General features: G+C 59.3%; 22 protein-coding genes. 15 read left to right on the top strand and 7 right to left on the bottom strand.

Annotation, left to right across the window (positions count from 1 at the left end; translation table 11 throughout):
* Positions 1–51 precede the first annotated feature (51 nt).
* From coaD to thrS, 6 genes are all read right to left on the bottom strand, one after another.
* Complete coding sequence (gene coaD, locus K6117_RS05465) at positions 52–573, bottom strand: pantetheine-phosphate adenylyltransferase (protein ID WP_221792670.1); 522 nt, start codon at positions 571–573, stop codon at positions 52–54.
* Entirely contained in the window at positions 574–1,467 is an 894-nt protein-coding gene (locus tag K6117_RS05460) for a polyprenyl synthetase family protein (protein WP_221792669.1), read from the bottom strand.
* Positions 1,457–1,702, bottom strand: coding sequence for an exodeoxyribonuclease VII small subunit (locus K6117_RS05455; protein ID WP_221792668.1), 246 nt, complete (start codon positions 1,700–1,702; stop codon positions 1,457–1,459). The genes K6117_RS05460 and K6117_RS05455 overlap by 11 nt, the downstream gene beginning before the upstream one ends.
* A 43-nt stretch (positions 1,703–1,745) precedes the next feature.
* Positions 1,746–3,764, bottom strand: coding sequence for a transglycosylase domain-containing protein (locus K6117_RS05450; RefSeq protein ID WP_221792667.1), 2,019 nt, complete (start codon positions 3,762–3,764; stop codon positions 1,746–1,748).
* A gap of 337 nt (positions 3,765–4,101) precedes the next feature.
* Entirely contained in the window at positions 4,102–4,533 is a 432-nt protein-coding gene (locus tag K6117_RS05445) for a protein tyrosine phosphatase family protein (RefSeq protein WP_221792666.1), read from the bottom strand.
* Between the two features lie 12 nt (positions 4,534–4,545).
* A complete protein-coding gene (gene thrS, locus K6117_RS05440) occupies positions 4,546–6,543 on the bottom strand; it encodes a threonine--tRNA ligase (RefSeq protein WP_221792665.1) in 1,998 nt (665 codons plus the stop codon).
* 109 nt (positions 6,544–6,652) lie between these two features.
* On the opposite strand from thrS, the gene purB reads away from it, so the two are divergent.
* The gene (gene purB, locus K6117_RS05435) at positions 6,653–7,966 is read left to right on the top strand and encodes an adenylosuccinate lyase (protein ID WP_221792664.1); all 1,314 of its coding nucleotides are present in this window, start codon (positions 6,653–6,655) and stop codon (positions 7,964–7,966) included.
* A 21-nt stretch (positions 7,967–7,987) separates the two neighbouring features.
* A complete protein-coding gene (locus K6117_RS05430; RefSeq protein WP_221792663.1) occupies positions 7,988–8,434 on the top strand; it encodes a MaoC family dehydratase in 447 nt (148 codons plus the stop codon).
* A 321-nt stretch (positions 8,435–8,755) separates the two neighbouring features.
* Here K6117_RS05430 and rpsD read toward each other — a convergent pair whose 3' ends face one another.
* On the bottom strand, positions 8,756–9,370 hold the full coding sequence (gene rpsD / locus K6117_RS05425; protein WP_221792662.1) for a 30S ribosomal protein S4: 615 nt from the start codon (positions 9,368–9,370) through the stop codon (positions 8,756–8,758).
* Positions 9,371–9,574: 204 nt separating this feature from the next.
* On the opposite strand from rpsD, the gene K6117_RS05420 reads away from it, so the two are divergent.
* The 13 genes from K6117_RS05420 (at position 9,575) to dapD (ending at position 19,115) form a co-directional block, all read left to right on the top strand.
* Positions 9,575–10,141, top strand: coding sequence for a NifU family protein (locus tag K6117_RS05420; protein ID WP_221792661.1), 567 nt, complete (start codon positions 9,575–9,577; stop codon positions 10,139–10,141).
* Positions 10,142–10,186: 45 nt separating this feature from the next.
* Entirely contained in the window at positions 10,187–10,777 is a 591-nt protein-coding gene (locus K6117_RS05415) for a malonic semialdehyde reductase (protein WP_221792660.1), read from the top strand.
* Between the two features lie 36 nt (positions 10,778–10,813).
* Positions 10,814–11,458, top strand: a complete 645-nt coding sequence (tsaB, locus tag K6117_RS05410) for a tRNA (adenosine(37)-N6)-threonylcarbamoyltransferase complex dimerization subunit type 1 TsaB (RefSeq protein WP_221792659.1) — start codon at positions 10,814–10,816, stop codon at positions 11,456–11,458.
* A gap of 47 nt (positions 11,459–11,505) precedes the next feature.
* Complete coding sequence (locus K6117_RS05405) at positions 11,506–11,922, top strand: GNAT family N-acetyltransferase (protein WP_221792658.1); 417 nt, start codon at positions 11,506–11,508, stop codon at positions 11,920–11,922.
* Positions 11,923–12,038: 116 nt separating this feature from the next.
* A complete protein-coding gene (locus tag K6117_RS05400) occupies positions 12,039–12,476 on the top strand; it encodes a Ros/MucR family transcriptional regulator (protein ID WP_221792657.1) in 438 nt (145 codons plus the stop codon).
* 145 nt (positions 12,477–12,621) lie between these two features.
* Entirely contained in the window at positions 12,622–13,044 is a 423-nt protein-coding gene (locus K6117_RS05395) for a Fur family transcriptional regulator (protein WP_221792656.1), read from the top strand.
* Positions 13,045–13,054: 10 nt separating this feature from the next.
* Positions 13,055–13,798: a lysophospholipid acyltransferase family protein gene (locus K6117_RS05390; protein ID WP_221792655.1), complete on the top strand. Its 744-nt coding sequence runs from the start codon at positions 13,055–13,057 to the stop codon at positions 13,796–13,798.
* Positions 13,799–13,808: 10 nt separating this feature from the next.
* On the top strand, positions 13,809–15,158 hold the full coding sequence (gene miaB / locus K6117_RS05385; RefSeq protein ID WP_221792654.1) for a tRNA (N6-isopentenyl adenosine(37)-C2)-methylthiotransferase MiaB: 1,350 nt from the start codon (positions 13,809–13,811) through the stop codon (positions 15,156–15,158).
* Positions 15,158–16,165, top strand: coding sequence for a PhoH family protein (locus K6117_RS05380; protein ID WP_221792653.1), 1,008 nt, complete (start codon positions 15,158–15,160; stop codon positions 16,163–16,165). The genes miaB and K6117_RS05380 overlap by 1 nt, the downstream gene beginning before the upstream one ends.
* The gene (gene ybeY / locus K6117_RS05375; protein ID WP_221792652.1) at positions 16,162–16,668 is read left to right on the top strand and encodes an rRNA maturation RNase YbeY; all 507 of its coding nucleotides are present in this window, start codon (positions 16,162–16,164) and stop codon (positions 16,666–16,668) included. The genes K6117_RS05380 and ybeY overlap by 4 nt, the downstream gene beginning before the upstream one ends.
* A 14-nt stretch (positions 16,669–16,682) precedes the next feature.
* Complete coding sequence (locus tag K6117_RS05370) at positions 16,683–17,615, top strand: hemolysin family protein (RefSeq protein WP_221792651.1); 933 nt, start codon at positions 16,683–16,685, stop codon at positions 17,613–17,615.
* Positions 17,608–18,276 carry a pyrimidine 5'-nucleotidase gene (locus tag K6117_RS05365; protein ID WP_221792650.1) on the top strand — a complete coding sequence of 223 codons (669 nt, stop codon included), beginning with the start codon at positions 17,608–17,610 and terminating at the stop codon, positions 18,274–18,276. The genes K6117_RS05370 and K6117_RS05365 overlap by 8 nt, the downstream gene beginning before the upstream one ends.
* Positions 18,273–19,115, top strand: a complete 843-nt coding sequence (dapD, locus tag K6117_RS05360) for a 2,3,4,5-tetrahydropyridine-2,6-dicarboxylate N-succinyltransferase (RefSeq protein ID WP_221792649.1) — start codon at positions 18,273–18,275, stop codon at positions 19,113–19,115. The genes K6117_RS05365 and dapD overlap by 4 nt, the downstream gene beginning before the upstream one ends.
* The last annotated feature ends 10 nt before the right edge of the window (positions 19,116–19,125 follow it).

The raw sequence follows: 19,125 nt of genomic DNA, 5'->3' as shown, positions 1-19,125 counted from the left end.
GTGACTTGGGCGTAGCGCCCGTCATCTTAGCTGAGTGTGAACAAGCGCGGCTTAACAGACACCCCGCAGACGGCCGGTGGTGTTGATCCGTTCCACCACCTGTGCGCGCACGGTCGGGGTCACGAACTTGCCGATATTGCCGCCATAGATCGCGATTTCCTTGACGAGCTTGGAGGCGATTGGCTGGAGCGAGACATCCGCCATCAGGAACACCGTTTCGATGCGGTCGTTCAATTGCTGGTTCATGCCCGCCATTTGATATTCATATTCGAAATCGGCGACCGCTCGCAGGCCGCGCACGATCATCGTCGCGTTTTCGCGTTCGGCAAAGTCCATCAGCAGTGAATCAAACGCCACGACGCTGACCTTGCCCGGCACATCGGCGGTTTCGCGGGTCACCATTTCCATGCGTTCTTCAAGCGAGAACATCGGCGATTTCGACGCATTGGTCGTGACCCCGATCACCAGATGATCGACCAGCTTGGCCCCGCGCCGAATGATATCGAGATGGCCCAGGGTCAGCGGATCAAATGTGCCTGGATAGACGCCGATACGATGCTTTTTTTCCGGCATTCAACGGTCCCTCTCAACAGCGAACCGTGCGATGGCGCGCAACAGGTCCGCCTCCTCCCCAAATCCGTGCAGATGCGCATGCGCCTGTTCTACCAGCGCCGATGCCTGTGCGCGGGCGCGATCAATGCCGAGCAGGGACACGAATGTCCCCTTGCCCTGCGCCGCATCCTTGCCAACGGCCTTGCCCGCGATGGCGGCATCGCCCTCGGCATCGATCAGATCGTCGGCAATCTGGAATGCGAGGCCAACATCACGCGCATAGCCATGCAGGCCAGTGCGGCCTTCCGGCGGCACATGGCCGAGAATGGCCCCTGCTTCGACGCTGAATGAGATCAACGCGCCGGTTTTCAACTGTTGCAGCCTTGTGACCATCGCCAGATCGAACGGCGTGGTCTCGGCCACCAGATCCATCATCTGTCCGCCTGCCATGCCCTGCGGGCCGCTTGCATGCGCCAAGGCATGGCTGAGGCTGGAGCGCACGAACGGGTCGGGCAGCACATGGTTGTTCGCCAACAGCTCGAACGCCAGCGCATGGAGGCTGTCGCCCGCCAATACGGCGGTCGCCTCGTCAAAAGCCTTGTGCACGGTCGGCTTGCCGCGCCTGATGTCGTCATCGTCCATGCAGGGCAGATCGTCATGGATCAGCGAATAGACATGGATGCATTCGACCGCGAGGCCCGCTTGCAGCGCCTGCACCAGATCGACGTTGAACAATTGCGCGGTTGCTCGGACGAGCAACGGGCGGAGCCTTTTGCCACCGCCCATCGCGGCATGGCGCATGGCGTGATACAGCCGGGCGCGGGGATCATCCGGCACGGCCAGCAAGCGATCAAAGGCCGTGTCAACGTCCTGTGCGGTGGCGGCGACGATCGCGGCGAATTGATCAGGCGCCATCGAACGGCACAGTGCCAGCGGGCGCACCCACATTGTTGAGCGTGATCTGTTCGATCCGGGCCTGTGCCTCACGCAACCGCGCCTCGCAATGCAAGCGCAATTGATCGCCGCGCGCATAAAGCGCCAGTGATTCTTCCAGTGGCACATCGCCGCGTTCAAGCTTGCCCACGACCGTTTCGAGTTCGCGCAGCGCGTCCTCGAAGCTTTTGCCCGTCATATCTGTGTCCTGTGCCATGGTCTGCCTATCTGCCGGTGGGGTTGCTCCCGGTCAAGCCTGCTTATCGACCGCCGCTGCCGGGCCGGTCGAGGACATTGTCGAGCCATGCGCGATCCAGCGTCTGTTGGCCGCCTTCATCGAAATTGGGCGGGGTCTTGTTGCCGGGGTCGATATTGGGATCAATCGGCAGTTCGCCCGCATCCGGGCCGGCGGCATTGTCGATGGGGCTGTCGAGATAGACCTCCTCATCCGGTTCCAACTGCCATTCGGGCAAGGTGACGTTGGTATCGAATTGTTCGACCGGGCGTTTGGCCACGGCGACCTGCATGAATTGCGAGAAGGCGCGGGCAGGCGCCCGGCCCCCTTGCAGGCCGGAAACGGGCTTGGCGTTATCGCGGCCCATCCAAACGCCGGTGGTGATGCCGCTGGAAAAGCCGAGGAACCAGCCGTCCTTGTTAGAACTGGTGGTGCCGGTCTTGCCTGCGACTGGACGACCGATCTGGGCGGCGCGGCCCGTGCCGGTGTTGACGGCGGTCTGGAGCAGGTCGGTCATTTGCGCGGCGACCCAAGGGGCGACAAGCACGCGACTGTCGTCTATTTTCTGCGTGTAGAGCAGTTCGCCCTTGCCGGTCGTGACCTTGATGATGCCATAAGGCGTCACGGCCACGCCCTTGCGATTGATCGCGGCAAAGGCCTGCGTCATTTCGATCAGGCGGACATCGGCGGTGCCGAGCACCATCGATGGCTGGGTATTGATCGGAGTCGTGATGCCAAATCGCCGGGCCATATCGGCAACCGCGTTGAAGCCGACTTGCGAACCGAGCTTGGCTGCCACAGTATTGACCGAAAAGGCAAAGCCGGTGCGCACATCGATATTGCCGCTATATTTGCCATTACTGTTGCGCGGGCTCCAGCCCAGAATGTCGATCGGTTCATCGACGATGGGATCGTCCGGCTTTACCCCGGCTTCCAGCGCGGCGAGATAGACGAACAATTTCCACGCCGAACCCGGCTGGCGATTGGATTGGGTCGCGCGATTATAGATCGAGGTGACGTAATCGGTGCCGCCGACCATTGCACGGACCGCGCCATCGCGATCGAGCGCGACCAGCGCGCCCTGTGCACCTGTCGGCACATTGGCGCGGATCGCGGCATCGGCGGCGCGCTGCATATTGAGATCAAGGGTGGTCCAGACCTCCAGCGGCTCATTCTTTTCGGTCACGTACATATCGAGCTGCGGCAGCGCCCAATCGGTGAAATAGCGCACGCTGTTCTTATCAGTCGGGGCGACGAGCTTGACGCCCGCAAGGTCCGCCGATGCGACTTCGCCGGGGCTGATCACGCCTGCTTCGCGCATGGTTTCCAGCACCACTGCGGCGCGGCCACGGGCGGCATCGGCATCGGCGGTCGGGGAATAACGCGACGGGGCCTTCACCAGACCGGCGATGATCGCCGATTCCGCGAGCGAAAGCCGGTCCGCGCCATGGCCGAAAAAGGTGCGCGATGCAGCGTCCACGCCATAAGCGCCGCCGCCGAAATAGACACGGTTGAGATAGAGTTCGAGAATATCGTTCTTGGAGAATTTCGCCTCCAGCGCGAGCGCGAGAATGATCTCGCGAAACTTGCGTCCAAAGGTGCGGGTGTTGGACAGGAAGATATTGCGCGCGAGCTGCTGGGTAATGGTCGATGCGCCCTGACGGCGGATGCCGCTTGCGGTATTCACATAAAAGGCGCGCGCGATGCCGATGGGGTCGATGCCGGGGTGCATGTCGAATCGGCGATCCTCAACCGCGATGATCGCCTGCTTCATCACATTGGGGATGCGGTTGGACGCCAGCCAATCGCCATAGCTCGGCCCCAAAGAAACGATCACCGTGCCATCGGCGGCGCGGACCCGGATGGTCTGGCCATTGGGGCTGGCTTTCATTTCCTCGAAGCTGGGCAAAGAGGAATAGGTAATGGCAACCGCCGCGCCCAGCGCGACAAGACCCAGCAGGCCCGCGGTGAACCCCCATTTGAACAGGCTGGAAATGAGCCGTCTGATGCCGCCGGGCGACGAACCGGAACTTGATTTTGCCATAGCGCACTCGTCTATGCGGTTGGCGCGCTGGCCGCAAGCGGGCTGCGATGTGCCGTTAACGAAATTTAAGGGCAGGAGGGTTGCAGGCTACCTATCCTAGGTCACTGCCTCCTGATGGCGGCGCTGGAAATTAGCCCTGTTCTTCTTTTCTTGTCGTCATTCCCGCGAAGGCGGGAATCCAGACAGGATGGACCAACGCAGGATGCACGCCCTTCGATCCGGTGGTGCTTATGGATTCCCGCCTTCGCGGGAATGACGAGGGAAGGGGAATGACGAGGGGTGCGGTGACGAAAGAGGAGGTGTGGGTGACGATATTTAGGCCTAATATCAGCGCGCTTTAACCCGCATGCGCCCGCAACTGATCCATGATCGGACGGATCGGCGACAGGTCATAACCGGCATTGGCCGCCAGCGTGGCGAGCGCATCGCCATCTTCGCCTGCTGCGGACTGTGCCAAGGCCCAGACGAGCGTCGAGCGCGTGCCGGACCGGCAATAAGCGAGGATCTTCGCATCGGGGCGAGAGACGGCGGCGAGCATCGCATCGACCTGCGGCTTGGAGAAACCGGCATGGGTGATGGGAATCGCGACATAATCAAGGCCCAATGCCTTGGCCGCGGCTTCGATCTCTGCGCCGGTGGGTTGGTCGAAATCCTCGCCGTCCGGGCGATTGTTGATGATCAGGGTAAAGCCCTGTTGCGCGGCATCATTGACCTCTTCGAGGCTGATCTGCGGGGCGACTGACAAATTCGGAGTGAGGGTGCGGAACATGGATCAGTCTCCTTATACGCGCAGGTCGGGCGGCGTTGCCTCGGCCTTCAATAGCGCAATCGCCTCTGCCAAGGGCATGAAGCGCTGGCGCTCCTCGCCCAAAGTGCGGATGGCGACGGTGCCTTCTTCGGCCTCGCGCTTGCCGACGACCAACAGATGCGGGACCTTCGCCAGCGAATGTTCGCGCACCTTATAGTTGATCTTTTCGTTGCGGAGATCGCTTTCGACGCGAATGCCCGCCGCTTTCAACTGGGCGGTGACATCATGGGCATAATCATCGGCGTCGGACACGATGGTCGCGACCACGGCCTGCACCGGCGCGAGCCAGACCGGCAGTTTGCCCGCGAAATGTTCGATCAAAATGCCGATGAAACGTTCATAGGACCCGAAAATCGCGCGGTGGAGCATCACCGGGCGATGCTTTTCGCCATCTTCGGCGACATAGCTCGCGTCCAGCCGCTCCGGCAGCACGCGGTCCGACTGGATCGTGCCGACCTGCCACGTGCGGCCAATCGCATCGGTCAGATGCCATTCGAGCTTGGGCGCATAAAACGCCCCTTCGCCCGGCAATTCTTCCCAGCCATAGGCATCGGTGGCAAGGCCCGCCGCCGCGACGGCATCGCGCAATTCGGTTTCGGCCTGATCCCACATCTCTTCGGTGCCGAAGCGTTTTTCAGGGCGCAGCGCGAGCTTGATCGAATAGCCTTCAAAGCCAAGCTGTTGATAGATGCGGTCGGCCAGTGCGCAGAATTTCCGCACTTCATCGACGATCTGATCTTCGCGGCAGAAGATATGGGCGTCGTCCTGCGTGAACTGGCGGACGCGCATCAGGCCGTGCAACGCGCCATGCGGTTCATTGCGGTGGCAGCAGCCATTTTCGTAAATACGCAACGGCAGGTCGCGATAGCTTTTGATCCCCTGACGGAAGATCAGGACGTGCGCCGGGCAGTTCATCGGTTTCAAGGCCATCCAATCGGCCTCGCCCGAAATCACCGGACCTTCGTCCTCGGTATTCGGCACCTCATCCGGGATGACGAACATATTTTCGCGATATTTGCCCCAATGGCCGGATTGTTCCCATTGGCGGGAGTCCATCACCTGCGGCGTTTTGACCTCTTTATAACCGGCACCATCAATGGCGCGGCGCATATAGGCTTCCAGCTCGCGCCAGATCATATAGCCCTTGGGATGCCAGAACACGCTGCCATGCGCTTCTTGTTGGAGATGGAACAGGTCCATTTCCTGCCCCAATTTGCGATGGTCGCGCTTGGCGGCTTCTTCGAGCCGGGTCAGATGCAGGTCGAGCTGCTTTTTATTCAGCCAGCCGGTGCCATAGACGCGCGACAACATCGCGTTTTTCTGGTCGCCGCGCCAATAAGCGCCCGATACGCGGGTGAGCTTGAACGCCTGAGGGTCGAGCCGCCCGGTGGAGGCCAGATGCGGCCCACGGCACATGTCCATCCAATCATCGCCCGACCAATAGACGCTGATTTCATCGCCCGCAGGCAATTCTGCCGCCCATTCGGCCTTGAAATTCTCGCCTTGCGCGCGCCAGCGGGCGATCAGCGCATCGCGGTCCCAGATTTCGCGACGCAATGGCTTGTTGGCGGCGATGATTTTACGCATCTCGGCCTCAATCGCGGGCAGGTCTTCATCCGTGAACGGGCGATCCTTGGGCGCGAAATCATAATAAAAGCCATCATCGGTCGAGGGGCCGAAGGTGATCTGCGTGCCGGGAAACAGTGTCTGCACCGCCTCGGCCAGAATATGCGCGAAATCATGACGCGCGAGTTCCAGCGCGTCCGCCTCATCTTTCGAGGTGACGAGCGCGAGCGTCGCATCCCCGGTCAAAGGCCGGGTGATGTCCCGCAATTCGCCATCGACTCGCGCCGCAATCGCGGCTTTCGCGAGGCCGGGGCCAATGGCGGCGGCGATATCATAAGGGGTGGTCCCCTGTGCCACTTCGCGCACAGAGCCATCGGGAAGGGTGATTTTCAGCATCTCGGACATGGCTGCAACCCATAGGCAGGGCCAAGGCCAAGTCAAGCCGCGCATTGCCCAAAGCGGCCTGCTTTGCTAGCGGCAGCGCAACTCTCATTCCTTGCAGAAAGCCCCTGCCATGATTCTCCGCTATTCACGTCCCGACATGGTCAAGATCTGGGATGCGGAAACCCGCTTCAAGATCTGGTTCGAAATCGAAGCCCATGCGACCGATGCGCTGGCGGAATTGGGCGTTGTGCCAAAGTCCGCCGCCAAGGCGTTGTGGGATTGGTGGGCGACCAACCCGACGATCGATGTCGCCGCCATCGACGCGATTGAAGCCGTGACCAAGCATGATGTGATCGCATTCCTGACCTGGGTTGCGGAAAATGTCGGCGATGAAGCACGGTTCATGCATCAGGGCATGACCTCTTCCGACGTGCTGGATACTTGCCTTGCGGTGCAATTATCGCGGGCGACCGATTTGTTGCTGGCCGATCTCGATCAATTGCTGGCGGCGATCAAGCGTCGCGCGTTTGAACATAAGATGACACCGTCGATTGGCCGCAGCCATGGCATTCATGCCGAGCCGGTGACGTTCGGTTTGAAGATGGCAGAAGCCTATGCCGAATTTTCGCGCTGCAAGGATCGCTTGATCGCGGCGCGCAAGGACATCGCCACCTGCGCGATTTCGGGCGCGGTCGGCACTTTCGCCAATATCGACCCGCAGGTCGAAGAACATGTCGCGGCCAAGCTTGGCCTTGAAATCGAGCCGGTGTCGACACAGGTCATCCCGCGTGATCGCCATGCGATGTATTTCGCGACCTTGGGCGTGATCGCCTCGTCGATTGAGCGTCTCGCGGTCGAAGTGCGCCATTTGCAGCGCACCGAAGTGCTGGAAGCTGAGGAATATTTCTCGCCGGGCCAGAAGGGCTCTTCGGCCATGCCGCACAAGCGCAATCCGGTGCTGACCGAAAATCTGACCGGCCTTGCCCGGATGGTGCGTTCTTATGCCCTGCCGGCGATGGAAAATGTCGCCTTGTGGCATGAGCGCGACATCTCGCATTCGTCGGTTGAACGCTATATCGCGCCGGATGCGACGATCACCCTTGATTTCGCGCTTGGTCGCCTGACCGGCGTAATCGACAAGCTGCTCGTCTATCCGGAGCGGATGGAAAAGAATCTCAACAAAATGGGCGGTCTCGTCCATTCGCAGCGCGTGCTGCTGGCGCTGACCCAAGCGGGCGTGAGCCGGGAAGACAGCTATCGTCTCGTTCAGCGCAATGCGATGAAAGTGTGGGAATCGGATGGGCAATTGTCGTTGATGGAATTGCTGAAAGCCGATGAGGAAGTGACGGCGGCGCTCAGCCCGCAGCAGATCGAAGAAAAGTTCGACCTTGGCTATCATCTGAAGCATATCGACACGATCTTTGCCCGCGTGTTCGGCCAGTAATTATTGAGGAGCAAGGCGGTCATGGCGCAATATCTGGAAGATCTTGTTGTTGGCGAGGTCTGCCATTTTGGCCATTATGAGGTGACGCGCGAAGACGTGATCGACTTCGCGCGCAAATTCGATCCGCAGCCCTTTCACCTTGACGATGAGGCGGCGGCCAAGACCCATTTTGGTCGCATCGCCGCCAGTGGCTGGCACAGCGGCGCGATGTCGATGGCGATGTTGGTCGAACATTTCAACGCGGTCGGCCATCAGGGCCTTGGCTCCCCCGGCATTGATGAACTGCGCTGGTTGAAGCCGGTCTATCCCGGCGATACGCTACGACTGACATGGGAAGTGCTGGAAGTAACGCCGTCGCGTAGCAAGCCCGACCGGGGCAGCATCCGCACCCGCACCGAAATGTTCAACCAGCATGATGAATGCGTGATGCGGATTTTGGCGCGCTCGATGGTGGCGCGGCGGGTTTGATTTAGGGGTTTTTAATTAGTCCCTCAGGCGCCGGGCGGCAGCATCCGCTGCCTTGGCTTTCCTCGCAATAAGCTCGGGCGCGCGTTCGCGCTTGCGGCACTGCGTGCCGTTGGGAGCAATTTCCAAGGGCAGACCTCGCTATCCCCCACCCCCGGCGGCACCGCCGCCGCAAGGCCGAATGGCCGCCGCCGCTTATTGCGGCGTAGCCACAAGCGCCGGATGTCGCCGCCCGGCGCCTGAGGCCAAAACAAAAACGCGGGCATAAACAAAAAAAGGGCGGCCCCAGCGGGACCGCCCTTTTCTTTAATACTGTACCGAAAATTAGCGCGAATAGAATTCGACGACCAGATTCGGTTCCATCTTCACCGGATAAGGTACTTCGTCCAGCGTCGGGACGCGGGTGAAGGTGACCTTGGTCACGCCATCCGGGGTGACATAATCAGGGATTTCACGTTCGGACAGGCTCTGTGCTTCGAGCACCAGCGCCATTTCCTGCGCCTTCTTGCCGAGCGAGATGACCTGACCGGCCTTTACCTGACGCGATGCGATGTTGCACTTCACGCCATCGACATAGACATGGCCGTGGCTGACGAGCTGACGCGCAGCGAAGATGGTCGGGGCGAACTTGGCGCGATAGACGATCGCGTCCAGACGGCGTTCCAGCAGGCCGATGAGGTTCTGCGACGTATCGCCCTTCATCTTATCGGCTTCCTGATAGGCGCGCTTGAACTGCTTTTCAGTCACATCGCCATAATAGCCCTTCAGCTTCTGCTTGGCGCGGAGCTGAATACCATAATCGGTGGCCTTGCCCTTGCGGCGCTGACCGTGCTGGCCCGGACCATATTCGCGCTTGTTCACCGGGGACTTCGGACGGCCCCAGATGTTTTCGCCCATACGGCGATCGAGCTTGTACTTGGCGCTTGTACGCTTCGTCATGATACTTCCTTCAATTGCGTTTCTTCTCGGTCCCGGTACCGCTCTGCCTCATGCGTGCATGGGGCAGGGCCACTGCTTCACCGGGGTGCAGGGCCAATTGCGAAACGCGCGGCTAGGGGATGGGGGGCGAAGAGTCAAGTCCGGTCGCGCATTGGGCACAGGAGATGCCTTGCGCTTTTTGCGAATAACTCCCATTTAGGCGTCATGCTGATAGAAATCGAACTCACCCCCAATCCATCGACCCTCAAATTCTTGCCGGGTCAGACCGTTCTTGCCGATGGCAGCCGCGATTTCGCGTCGCCGGAAGAGGCCGAGGTGTCGCCGCTGGCTTCTGCGTTGTTCAGCCTTGGCGATGTGTCGGGGGTGTTTTTCGGTCGCGACTTTATTTCCGTGACGCTGGGCGTGGGCGGCGATTGGGCGGCCAATAAGAATGATGTGCTGAACATTCTGCTCGATCATTTCGCGAGCGGTGCGCCATTGTTCCGTGGCGGCACTGCGGCGGGCATTGCGATTGTTGATGAAGATCTGGACGATCCGGCGGATGCCGAGATCATTGCCCAGATCAAGGATCTGATCGAAACACGGGTGCGCCCGGCGGTCGCGCAGGATGGTGGCGATATTGTCTATCGCTCTTATGCGCAGGGCGTGGTCAGTCTGGCGATGCAGGGCGCATGTTCCGGCTGTCCGTCGTCTTCGGCAACGTTGAAGCAGGGCATCGAGCAATTGCTGAAGCATTATGTGCCGGAAGTGACCGAAGTTCGCGCTGTATAAACGCGCCGATTTCTTGCCGACCCCCAATATTTCAAGGAAATACGAATGGCTGCACCGTTGAGCGATCAGGCAATGGATCAATTGTTCCGCACGGCGCGGACGGTGAATGCCTATCTTGATCAGCCGGTCGCGACACAAACGCTGCATGCGGTCTGGGATTTGCTGAAATGGGGGCCGACCTCGGTCAATTGCCAACCGATCCGCATCGTCTGGTGCGTATCGCAAGAGGCGAAGGACAAGCTCGCGGCCTGTGCGATTGCGGGCAATGCCACCAAGATCAAGGCCGCGCCTGTGACCGCGATTATCGGCATGGACCTTGAGTTTTACGAGCGCCTGCCCGAACTTTTCCCCGCGATGGAAACGAAAAGCTGGTTTGAGGGCAATACTGCCTTTGCCGAAACCTCCGCCTTTCGGAACAGTTCGTTGCAGGGCGGCTATTTCATCATGGCGGCGCGCGCGCTGGGCCTTGATGTCGGTCCGATGTCGGGTTTCGATAATGCGGCGGTCGATCAAGCCTTTTTTGCCGGGACATCGGTGAAGTCCAATTTCATCGCGACCATTGGCTATGGTGATTTGGCGAGCGCCTATCCGCGCGCGCCGCGCCCGACGTTCGATCAGTCGAACCGCATCGCCTGATTTGCTGGCTGCCCGTATCCGATGCCGCGCTTTTAGATGATAGCCGACACCCTTGTCATTGAAACGGCGGCCTCCGCTTGTTCGATTGCCCTGATATCTGTGGGCGAGGTGACGGCCTATCGCCATGATTCAATGGCGCGGGGCCATGCCGAACATCTGTTACCGATGATGGCCGCCTTGCCCGATCAGGGCCGGGCAGGGTCGATCCTTGTCGATTGCGGGCCGGGCAGCTTTACCGGGGTGCGGGTCGGCATTGCGGCGGCGCGCGCGCTTGGCTTTGCGTGGCAGGTGCCGGTGCATGGGTTTCGCACGCTTGATCTGCTCGCGGTGATGGCAGGACGGGCATTGCCTGCACAGGACCGGTTTTTGGTGGTGACTTTGGGCGGCCATGGCGAATGGTTTGTCCAGCCGTTTGTTCGCACGGACAATGGGATCATCGCTGCTGCGCCTTTTCAGTCTTTGCTGCCGGAGGCGGCGATCACGGCGCATGGCGCAGAATATGTCGCGATTGGCAGCGCCGCTGCCGCCTATGCAGCGCATTTTCCAGAGATGGCGTTTCTTGATCTTGCCCCCGATGCGCGAGAGGCGCTGTGGCTGCCTGCGGAGATGATCTTGCAGGATGCCCAACCCATTTATGGCCGGGGCGCAGATGCCAAGCCCATGGCGCCGCTACCCGCATGAATAATAACGGCGTCCGGCCCGGCAGCATGTCCGATCTGGATGCGGTCATGGTGGTGATGGAAGCTGCGTTTGATTCGCAATTTGGCGAAGCATGGACCAAGGCGCAGTTGACGAGCATGATGATCATGCCCGGCATCTTGTTATTGGTACATGAAAATAACGAACAGATGGTTGATGGGTTTGCCCTGTTCAGTCGCGTTGTCGATGAATCCGAATTATTGTTGGTGGCGGTAGATCCTGTTCATCGTCGCCAAGCTATTGCGGATAATATCCTTGATCAGGGCTATATAATTTTAGCTGAACATGGCGTAAAATCGCTATTTCTTGAAGTTCGGGATGGCAATCCGGCGATGCATTTATATCGCGCGCATGGTTTTGAAGTGATCGGTCGACGACCCAATTATTATCACGGCAGCGGTGTTGAAACCTTTGATGCATTAACCCTGAGAAAATGGATCGCGTGATTTAATATATTATTGAATTTTTTGGGCCAACTAAGACTTGCGTTCTAATATTGGGCTAATTAAATAGCCCATTCGTATTGAGTATCCATTCAACTGCATTACACAAGGGTCGCACCATGGCAGAGATTACAGACATTCAAGAAGGCTTGCTGGCACTGACTGCGGATATCGTCGCCGCGCATGTCAGCAATAATACCGTCGCGATTAACGATGTGTCGGCACTGATTTCGAACGTATATAATGCGCTGAATAGCCTTGGCGCACCTGTGCAGATCGAAGAAGTAAAGCAGGAGCCTGCTGTTTCGATCCGTTCTTCAATCAAGCCGGATTACATCGTTTGTCTTGAAGACGGCAAGAAGCTCAAGATGCTCAAGCGCCATTTGATGAGCCAATATGGCATGACGCCGGATGATTATCGCGCGAAATGGGGCCTGCCGACCGATTATCCGATGGTTGCGCCGAATTATGCGGCACAGCGTCGTGAATTGGCCGTGCAGATCGGCCTTGGCCGTTCGGGCCGTCGCGGCAAGGGTCGTCCGGCAGCCAAGCGTTAAGTTCAACTTTTAAAATTCGTAACCGGGTTGGGGGCTACTTATTTGAGTATGCTACCAGCCCGGTTTCGTTTTTATGGGCCATCGCTTTTCTTGAGCAATGTTTCGCGATACACAACGCCGACGTGTCGCAGGGATCGGGGCAATAATGAATCGCAAAATCGATATCGAAGCGCTCTGCGCGGACAAGGGACTCCGCATTACCGAGCAGCGTCGGGTCATTGCCCGGATATTGTCCGAATCGGATGACCATCCCGATGTGGAATTGCTGCATAGCCGCGCATCGGCAATCGATGCGGGGATTTCCATCGCGACCGTGTATCGCACCGTCCGCTTGTTTGAAGAGGCGGGTATTCTTGAGCGTCATGATTTCGGTGATGGCCGCGCCCGTTATGAGGCGGCGGCAGATGTCCATCACGATCATTTGATCGATGTCGAAACCGGCGCGGTGATCGAGTTCGTTGATCAGGAATTGGAAGAATTGCAGCGTCGTATAGCTGAAAAACTCGGTTTCCGACTGGTCGATCACCGGCTGGAATTGTTCGGCGTGCGGTTGAACCGGCCTGAATGATCGCCGGTTGATGCGGGTGATCGCCTGGGCGCGGATTGCGGCAATTCTGCTGATCTTGTTGCCGTTATTCTTGCTCCATCTGATATTGCGCATTTTTACACAGCACACGCCCTGTCCGAGATGGTTTTTTCGGCTGGCGGGTGTGTTGGTGGGTCTAAAGATCAATTGGCGCGGCCAGCCGTTGCGGCGGCATGTCCTGTATGTCGCCAATCATGTGAGCTGGCTGGATATTCTGGCGCTGGGCGGCGTCGGCCATGCCCGGATGGTGTCCAAGGCCGAGGTGCGCCATTGGCCATTGATCGGTGCGCTGGCGCGATTGGTGGATACGATTTTCGTGGATCGCAGTAACCCCGCGATGGCGCGTGCGCAGGCGGGCGAGCTGGTCGAAGCGCTGAAAGAGGGTGCGCCGGTGGCCTTGTTCCCGGAAGGCACGACCGGGGATGGCATTGTCTTGCGGCCATTCAAGGCCCCGTTATTCGCGGCTTTGTATCCGCCGCGCGAAAGGGCGATGGTGCAGCCGGTCGCGCTCGATTTCGGGTCGGATGCGGCGGAGATTGCATGGATCGATCAAGAGCCGTTCGGCCATAATGCGATGCGCATCTTGTCGCGCATTCGGCCCATCAGGCTGACCCTGATGTTCGGTGCGCCAGTCTGTTCGTCCGATTATCCTGACCGCAAGGCATTGAGCAATGCGATGCAACAGGCGATCAATGAGTCGCTGATAGCTTCCGCTTCTCGTCATCACCGGGTATAGCTGTTTCAACATGACAGCGAATCCTGACAAATCCGCCTCCCCCCAGCGCTATTTCGTGAAATCATATGGCTGTCAGATGAACGCCTATGATGGTGAGCGCATGGGCGAACTCCTTGGCACTTCCGGTATGGTGGCGGTCGAAACGGCGGATGAGGCGGATATTGTCCTGCTCAACACCTGCCACATTCGCGAACGCTCGGTTGACAAATTATATTCGGAAATTGGCCGGATGCGGGTGCGGCCAGATGGCACCAGCCCGATGATGGCGGTCGCCGGTTGCGTCGCGCAGGCCGAAGGGGCGGAAATCAGCCGCCGCGCGCGCGAGGTCGATATTGTCGTCGGTCCACAGGCCTATCACCGTCTGCCCGATCTGATCGCACGGGCGAGGAAGGGCGAACGCGTTGTCGATACCGATATGCCGGTGGAATCGAAATTCGATGTCCTGCCCAAGCGCAAGCGCCAAGGGCCGTCCGCCTTTTTGACGGTGCAGGAAGGGTGCGACAAATTCTGCACCTATTGCGTCGTGCCTTATACCCGTGGGGCGGAAGTATCGCGCCCTTGGGCGGCGGTGATGGACGAGGCCCGCGCCTTGATCGATGCCGGGGCGGTTGAAATCACGCTGCTTGGCCAGAATGTGAATGCATGGACCGGGGTGGATGAAAAGGGACAGGCGCAAGGGCTGGATGGCCTGATCCGCGCGCTGGATCGTCTGAATGGCCTCGCGCGTATTCGCTACACCACCAGCCATCCGATGGACATGACCGAAGGGCTGATCCACGCCCATAAAGATGTGGAAAAGCTGATGCCGTTCCTCCATCTGCCGGTCCAATCGGGCAGCGAACGCATTTTGAAGGCGATGAACCGCAGCCATGATCGCGATACCTATTTGCGGATCATCGAACGCGTGCGGGCAGTCCGGCCCGACATTGCGATTTCGGGCGATTTCATCGTTGGCTTCCCCGGCGAGACGGATCGCGATTTCGAGGATACGCTCCAGATCATCCGCGATGTTGATTACAGCCTCGCCTTTTCGTTCAAATATAGCCCGCGCCCCGGCACGCCTGCTGCGACCATGGAAGACCATGTGTCGGATGCGGTGATGAGCGAACGGCTGCAATTGTTGCAGGGCCTGTTGAATGAGCAGCAGCACCGCTTCAATCAGGCGGCTTTGGGTCGTCGCACCAATGTCCTGTTGGAACGCCTTGGCAAAAAGCCGGGGCAGAAGATCGGCAAGTCGCCTTGGCTGCAATCGGTGATCGTCGACACCGATTTGCCGATTGGCAGTTTGATCGAGGTTGATATTCAAACCGCCGGGCCAAACAGCCTTGGCGCCACTCTGGCAATGGAGGAAGCGGCCTGATGTCGAGGAAACCGGTGCAAGCTCGTGAGGGTGAAAAAGGTCGTCTCGAAATTCTCTTTGATAAGCCGCAATTATTAGGTCGCCTGTTCGGCGAATTTGATCGCAATCTGGTCGCGATCGAGAACCGCCTTGGCGTGTATATTGCCGCACGCGGGGGCAAGTTGCAGATCGAGGGCGAGGCAGGGGCCATCGCCCAGGCGCGCGATGTGCTGACCGGCCTGTATAACCGTTTGGTGCAGGGTCAGGAAATCGACGCCGGTCTGATCGATGGCGTGATCGCCATGTCCAATGAGCCGACGCTGGATGGTATTGTCCGCTCCGATAGTGGCATGGGCGGGACATCGGTGATGATCCGCACCCGCAAGAAAACCATCGTGCCGCGCTCCCCCACGCAAATTCGCTATATGGAGCGACTGGCGCAAGACGATCTCATTTTCGCATTGGGGCCAGCCGGGACGGGCAAGACCTATCTCGCGGTGGCGCAGGCGGTGCAGCAGTTGATCGCAGGGTCGGTTGATCGCCTGATCCTGTCGCGTCCGGCGGTCGAGGCGGGGGAACGGCTTGGCTTCCTCCCCGGCGATATGAAGGAGAAGGTCGATCCCTATCTCCGCCCGCTATATGATGCGTTGTATGACATGCTCCCCAATGAACAGGTGGAGCGCCGCATCGCATCCGGCGAAATTGAAATCGCGCCGATTGCGTTCATGCGGGGCCGGACCTTGTCCGATGCGTTTGTCATTCTCGATGAGGCGCAGAATACGACGCCCGCGCAGATGAAGATGTTCCTCACGCGTTTTGGCCAGAATAGCCGGATGGTGGTGTGCGGCGATCCCAAGCAGATCGATTTGCCCAATCCGTCGCAATCGGGATTAGCCGATGCAGTGGCCAAATTGTCCGGGATCGACGGTATTTCCATGGTCCGTTTTGGCGCGGGCGATGTCGTGCGCCATCCGATCGTCGGCAAGATCGTCGAGGCCTATGAAGGCCCGGATAATAGATACGAATGATCGACGTTGACGTTATTGTCGAACCCGTCTGGCCGAAGGGCGAGGACTGGAAGGCGCTGGCTCGCAAGGGTGTAGAAACCGCGCTCGCGCATACGCCTTATGCGAGGCTGGCGACCGGACGGTTGCCGGTTGAGGTGGCGGTGCGTTTTACCTCGGATACTGAGGTGCATGCCCTCAATCGCGACTATCGCGAAAAGGATAAGCCGACCAATGTCCTGAGCTTTCCGATGCTATCGCCCGACGAGGTCGATGCACTGGAGGATGGCGAGGGGCCGGAGGTGTTGCTCGGCGATATCGTGCTCGCGGTCGAGACTTGTACGCGCGAGGCGGCGGACAAGCAGATCGCCGTTTCGGCCCATGCGATCCATCTGGTTGTCCATGGCATGCTGCATCTGCTAGGCTATGATCATCTGGAGGATGCCGAAGCGGACGCCATGGAGGCGATCGAACGGCAGGCTCTATCATCCTTGGGCCTTGATGACCCTTATGACGATGCGGAGTAACCAGTAACAATTTCATGGCAGACGATATATCCGGGCGAAGTACCGACAATAATGGCGGCAATGGCAATACGCGATTATGGGGCAAGCTTCGCCATTTGATCCATTTCCGCCTGCATGGCGCCAGCCTGCGCGATCAGATCGAAGACGCGATTGGCGATCATGAGGATGACCATGTGCAGACGGGCGAGCCGGGCGACGATCTGACGCCCGATGAACGCCAGATGGTCCGCAATGTGTTGGCCGTCGCGGAATGCACCGTTGGCGATGTCGCGGTGCCGCGTTCCGACATTGTCGCCATTGCGGAAAGCGCGAGCTTTGATGAACTGGTCGCGGCCTTTGTCGATGCGGGGCATAGCCGTTTGCCGGTCTATCGTTCGAGCCTCGATGAAATTGTCGGCATGATCCATGTGAAGGATGTGTTCAACGTGCTGGCGACCGACGCACCGCGCCCGGCGGCGATCAGCGAACTGATCCGCGAGCCGCGCTATGTCCCGGCATCGATGGGCGTGATCGACTTGTTGGAGGAAATGCGCCGGACCCGGACCCATCTCGCGATTGTCGTCGATGAATATTCTGGGACCGATGGATTGCTGACGATTGAAGATCTGGTCGAGGAAATCGTCGGCGAGATCGAGGATGAATATGACGAGGAAGCGCCTGCGCTGCTCGTGATGGGGGAGGATGGCAGTTGGGAAGCCGATGCCCGCACCCCATTGGAAGAAATAGGCGAACGGGTTGATCCGGCCTTGGCCGAGGTCGAGGACGATATCGATACGGTCGGTGGGCTGGCGTTCATGCTGGCTGGACGCGTGCCGGAACTGGGGGCGGAACTCGATCATCCGAGCGGTTGGCGCATCACGGTGATGGATGGCGATGAACGGCGGATCACGCGGGTGCGCCTGTGCCGGTTGGCGGATGTGGCAGTAGGGTCCGATTGCGATGGCTGATTTCAGCCATGTCGATTGCTGGATTTTCGACCTTGATAACACGCTGTATCACCCGGATTGCGATTTGTTCGGGCAGATCGATGTGCGCATGGGCGCCTATATCCAGCGCCTGCTCGATTGCGATGCCGATGCGGCGCGGGTGGTGCAGAAACGCTATTTCCATGAACATGGCACGACCTTGGCGGGGCTGATGCGCCATCATGGGGTCGAACCGGGCGATTTCCTCGATTATGTCCATGACATTGATTTATCGGTGGTGAAGGCCGATCCCGATATGCGGGCGGCGCTGCTACGCCTGCCGGGGCGGCGGATGGTGTTCACCAATGGCGATGCGTCTTACGCATGGCGGGTGCTGGATCGGCTCGGGATCGCCGATATATTCGATGAATTGCACGACATCATTGCCTGTGATTATGTGCCGAAACCGGCGCAATATGCCTATGACAGCCTTGTCCGCCTGCGTGCGGTCAAGCCTGACAAGGCGCTGTTTGTCGAGGACATGGCGCAGAATTTGCGCCCGGCCAAAGCGATGGGCATGATGACGGTCTGGATCAACAACGGATCGGAACGCGGCGATCATGATGTCGATCATGCATGGATTGATGAGGAAATTTCGCATATCGGCCATTGGCTGAATCAGATTACGGAGAAAACGACATGACGACAGGTCTGCAACAGGACATTGAAGCCGCTTGGGATGCCCGCGACACGATCAACGCCGGCACCACTGGCGCGACGCGCGATGCGGTGGTGGCGGCGCTCGCGCTGCTCGATGCCGGCAAGGCGCGGGTCGCCGAAAAGGGCGCGGATGGCCAATGGACCGTCAATCAATGGCTGAAAAAGGCCGTGCTTCTGTCCTTCCGCCTCAATGATAATGAAATTATCGCCAATGGGCCGGGGCAGGCCGTGTGGTTTGATAAGGTGCCGAGCAAGTTCGACCGTTGGGATGCCGCCCAGTTCCGCGCCGCCGGTTTCCGCGCGGTGCCGGGTTCGGTCGTGCGTCGCGGTTCGTTTATCGCCCCGAACGTCGTGTTGATGCCGAGCTTCGTCAATATCGGTGCGTATGTTGGCGAGGGATCGATGGTCGATACTTGGGCGACGGTCGGTAGCTGCGCCCAGATCGGCAAAAATGTCCATCTTTCGGGCGGCGTCGGCATTGGCGGCGTATTGGAACCGTTGCAGGCCGATCCGGTGATCATCGAAGATAATTGCTTCATCGGTGCGCGTTCGGAAGTCGTCGAAGGCGTGCGCGTCGAAGAAGGCGCTGTGCTGGCGATGGGCGTATTCCTGTCCTCCACCACCAAGATCATCGATCGCGCCACCGGCGAAATCTTTGTCGGTCGTGTGCCGAGCTATTCGGTCGTCGTGCCGGGCGCATTGCCGGGCAAGCCGTTGCCCGATGGCACGCCGGGGCCGAGCCTTGCCTGCGCCGTGATCGTCAAGCGCGTCGATGCCCAGACCCGCGCCAAGACCGCGATCAACGAATTGCTGCGCGACTAATCTGATCTTG

Origin of the sequence: Alteraquisediminimonas sediminicola (assembly GCF_019740335.1) — a bacterium.
GTDB classification, from domain to species: Bacteria; Pseudomonadota; Alphaproteobacteria; order Sphingomonadales; family Sphingomonadaceae; genus Alteraquisediminimonas; species Alteraquisediminimonas sediminicola.
This window is presented reverse-complemented; position numbering and strand designations above follow the sequence as displayed.

Coding starts and splice junctions, on each gene's coding strand:
- K6117_RS05430 (WP_221792663.1), top strand. CDS start 7,988: ATGGCGCAATATCTGGAAGATCTTGTTGTTGGCGAGGTCTGCCATTTT.
- K6117_RS05450 (WP_221792667.1), bottom strand. CDS start 3,764: ATGGCAAAATCAAGTTCCGGTTCGTCGCCCGGCGGCATCAGACGGCTC.
- K6117_RS05415 (WP_221792660.1), top strand. CDS start 10,187: ATGGCTGCACCGTTGAGCGATCAGGCAATGGATCAATTGTTCCGCACG.
- K6117_RS05380 (WP_221792653.1), top strand. CDS start 15,158: ATGTCGAGGAAACCGGTGCAAGCTCGTGAGGGTGAAAAAGGTCGTCTC.
- K6117_RS05460 (WP_221792669.1), bottom strand. CDS start 1,467: ATGGCGCCTGATCAATTCGCCGCGATCGTCGCCGCCACCGCACAGGAC.
- K6117_RS05455 (WP_221792668.1), bottom strand. CDS start 1,702: ATGGCACAGGACACAGATATGACGGGCAAAAGCTTCGAGGACGCGCTG.
- K6117_RS05365 (WP_221792650.1), top strand. CDS start 17,608: ATGGCTGATTTCAGCCATGTCGATTGCTGGATTTTCGACCTTGATAAC.
- K6117_RS05395 (WP_221792656.1), top strand. CDS start 12,622: ATGAATCGCAAAATCGATATCGAAGCGCTCTGCGCGGACAAGGGACTC.
- K6117_RS05400 (WP_221792657.1), top strand. CDS start 12,039: ATGGCAGAGATTACAGACATTCAAGAAGGCTTGCTGGCACTGACTGCG.
- thrS (WP_221792665.1), bottom strand. CDS start 6,543: ATGTCCGAGATGCTGAAAATCACCCTTCCCGATGGCTCTGTGCGCGAA.
- K6117_RS05405 (WP_221792658.1), top strand. CDS start 11,506: ATGGTGGTGATGGAAGCTGCGTTTGATTCGCAATTTGGCGAAGCATGG.
- coaD (WP_221792670.1), bottom strand. CDS start 573: ATGCCGGAAAAAAAGCATCGTATCGGCGTCTATCCAGGCACATTTGAT.
- tsaB (WP_221792659.1), top strand. CDS start 10,814: ATGATAGCCGACACCCTTGTCATTGAAACGGCGGCCTCCGCTTGTTCG.
- K6117_RS05370 (WP_221792651.1), top strand. CDS start 16,683: ATGGCAGACGATATATCCGGGCGAAGTACCGACAATAATGGCGGCAAT.
- dapD (WP_221792649.1), top strand. CDS start 18,273: ATGACGACAGGTCTGCAACAGGACATTGAAGCCGCTTGGGATGCCCGC.
- K6117_RS05390 (WP_221792655.1), top strand. CDS start 13,055: ATGCGGGTGATCGCCTGGGCGCGGATTGCGGCAATTCTGCTGATCTTG.
- miaB (WP_221792654.1), top strand. CDS start 13,809: ATGACAGCGAATCCTGACAAATCCGCCTCCCCCCAGCGCTATTTCGTG.
- purB (WP_221792664.1), top strand. CDS start 6,653: ATGATTCTCCGCTATTCACGTCCCGACATGGTCAAGATCTGGGATGCG.
- K6117_RS05445 (WP_221792666.1), bottom strand. CDS start 4,533: ATGTTCCGCACCCTCACTCCGAATTTGTCAGTCGCCCCGCAGATCAGC.
- K6117_RS05420 (WP_221792661.1), top strand. CDS start 9,575: ATGCTGATAGAAATCGAACTCACCCCCAATCCATCGACCCTCAAATTC.
- ybeY (WP_221792652.1), top strand. CDS start 16,162: ATGATCGACGTTGACGTTATTGTCGAACCCGTCTGGCCGAAGGGCGAG.
- rpsD (WP_221792662.1), bottom strand. CDS start 9,370: ATGACGAAGCGTACAAGCGCCAAGTACAAGCTCGATCGCCGTATGGGC.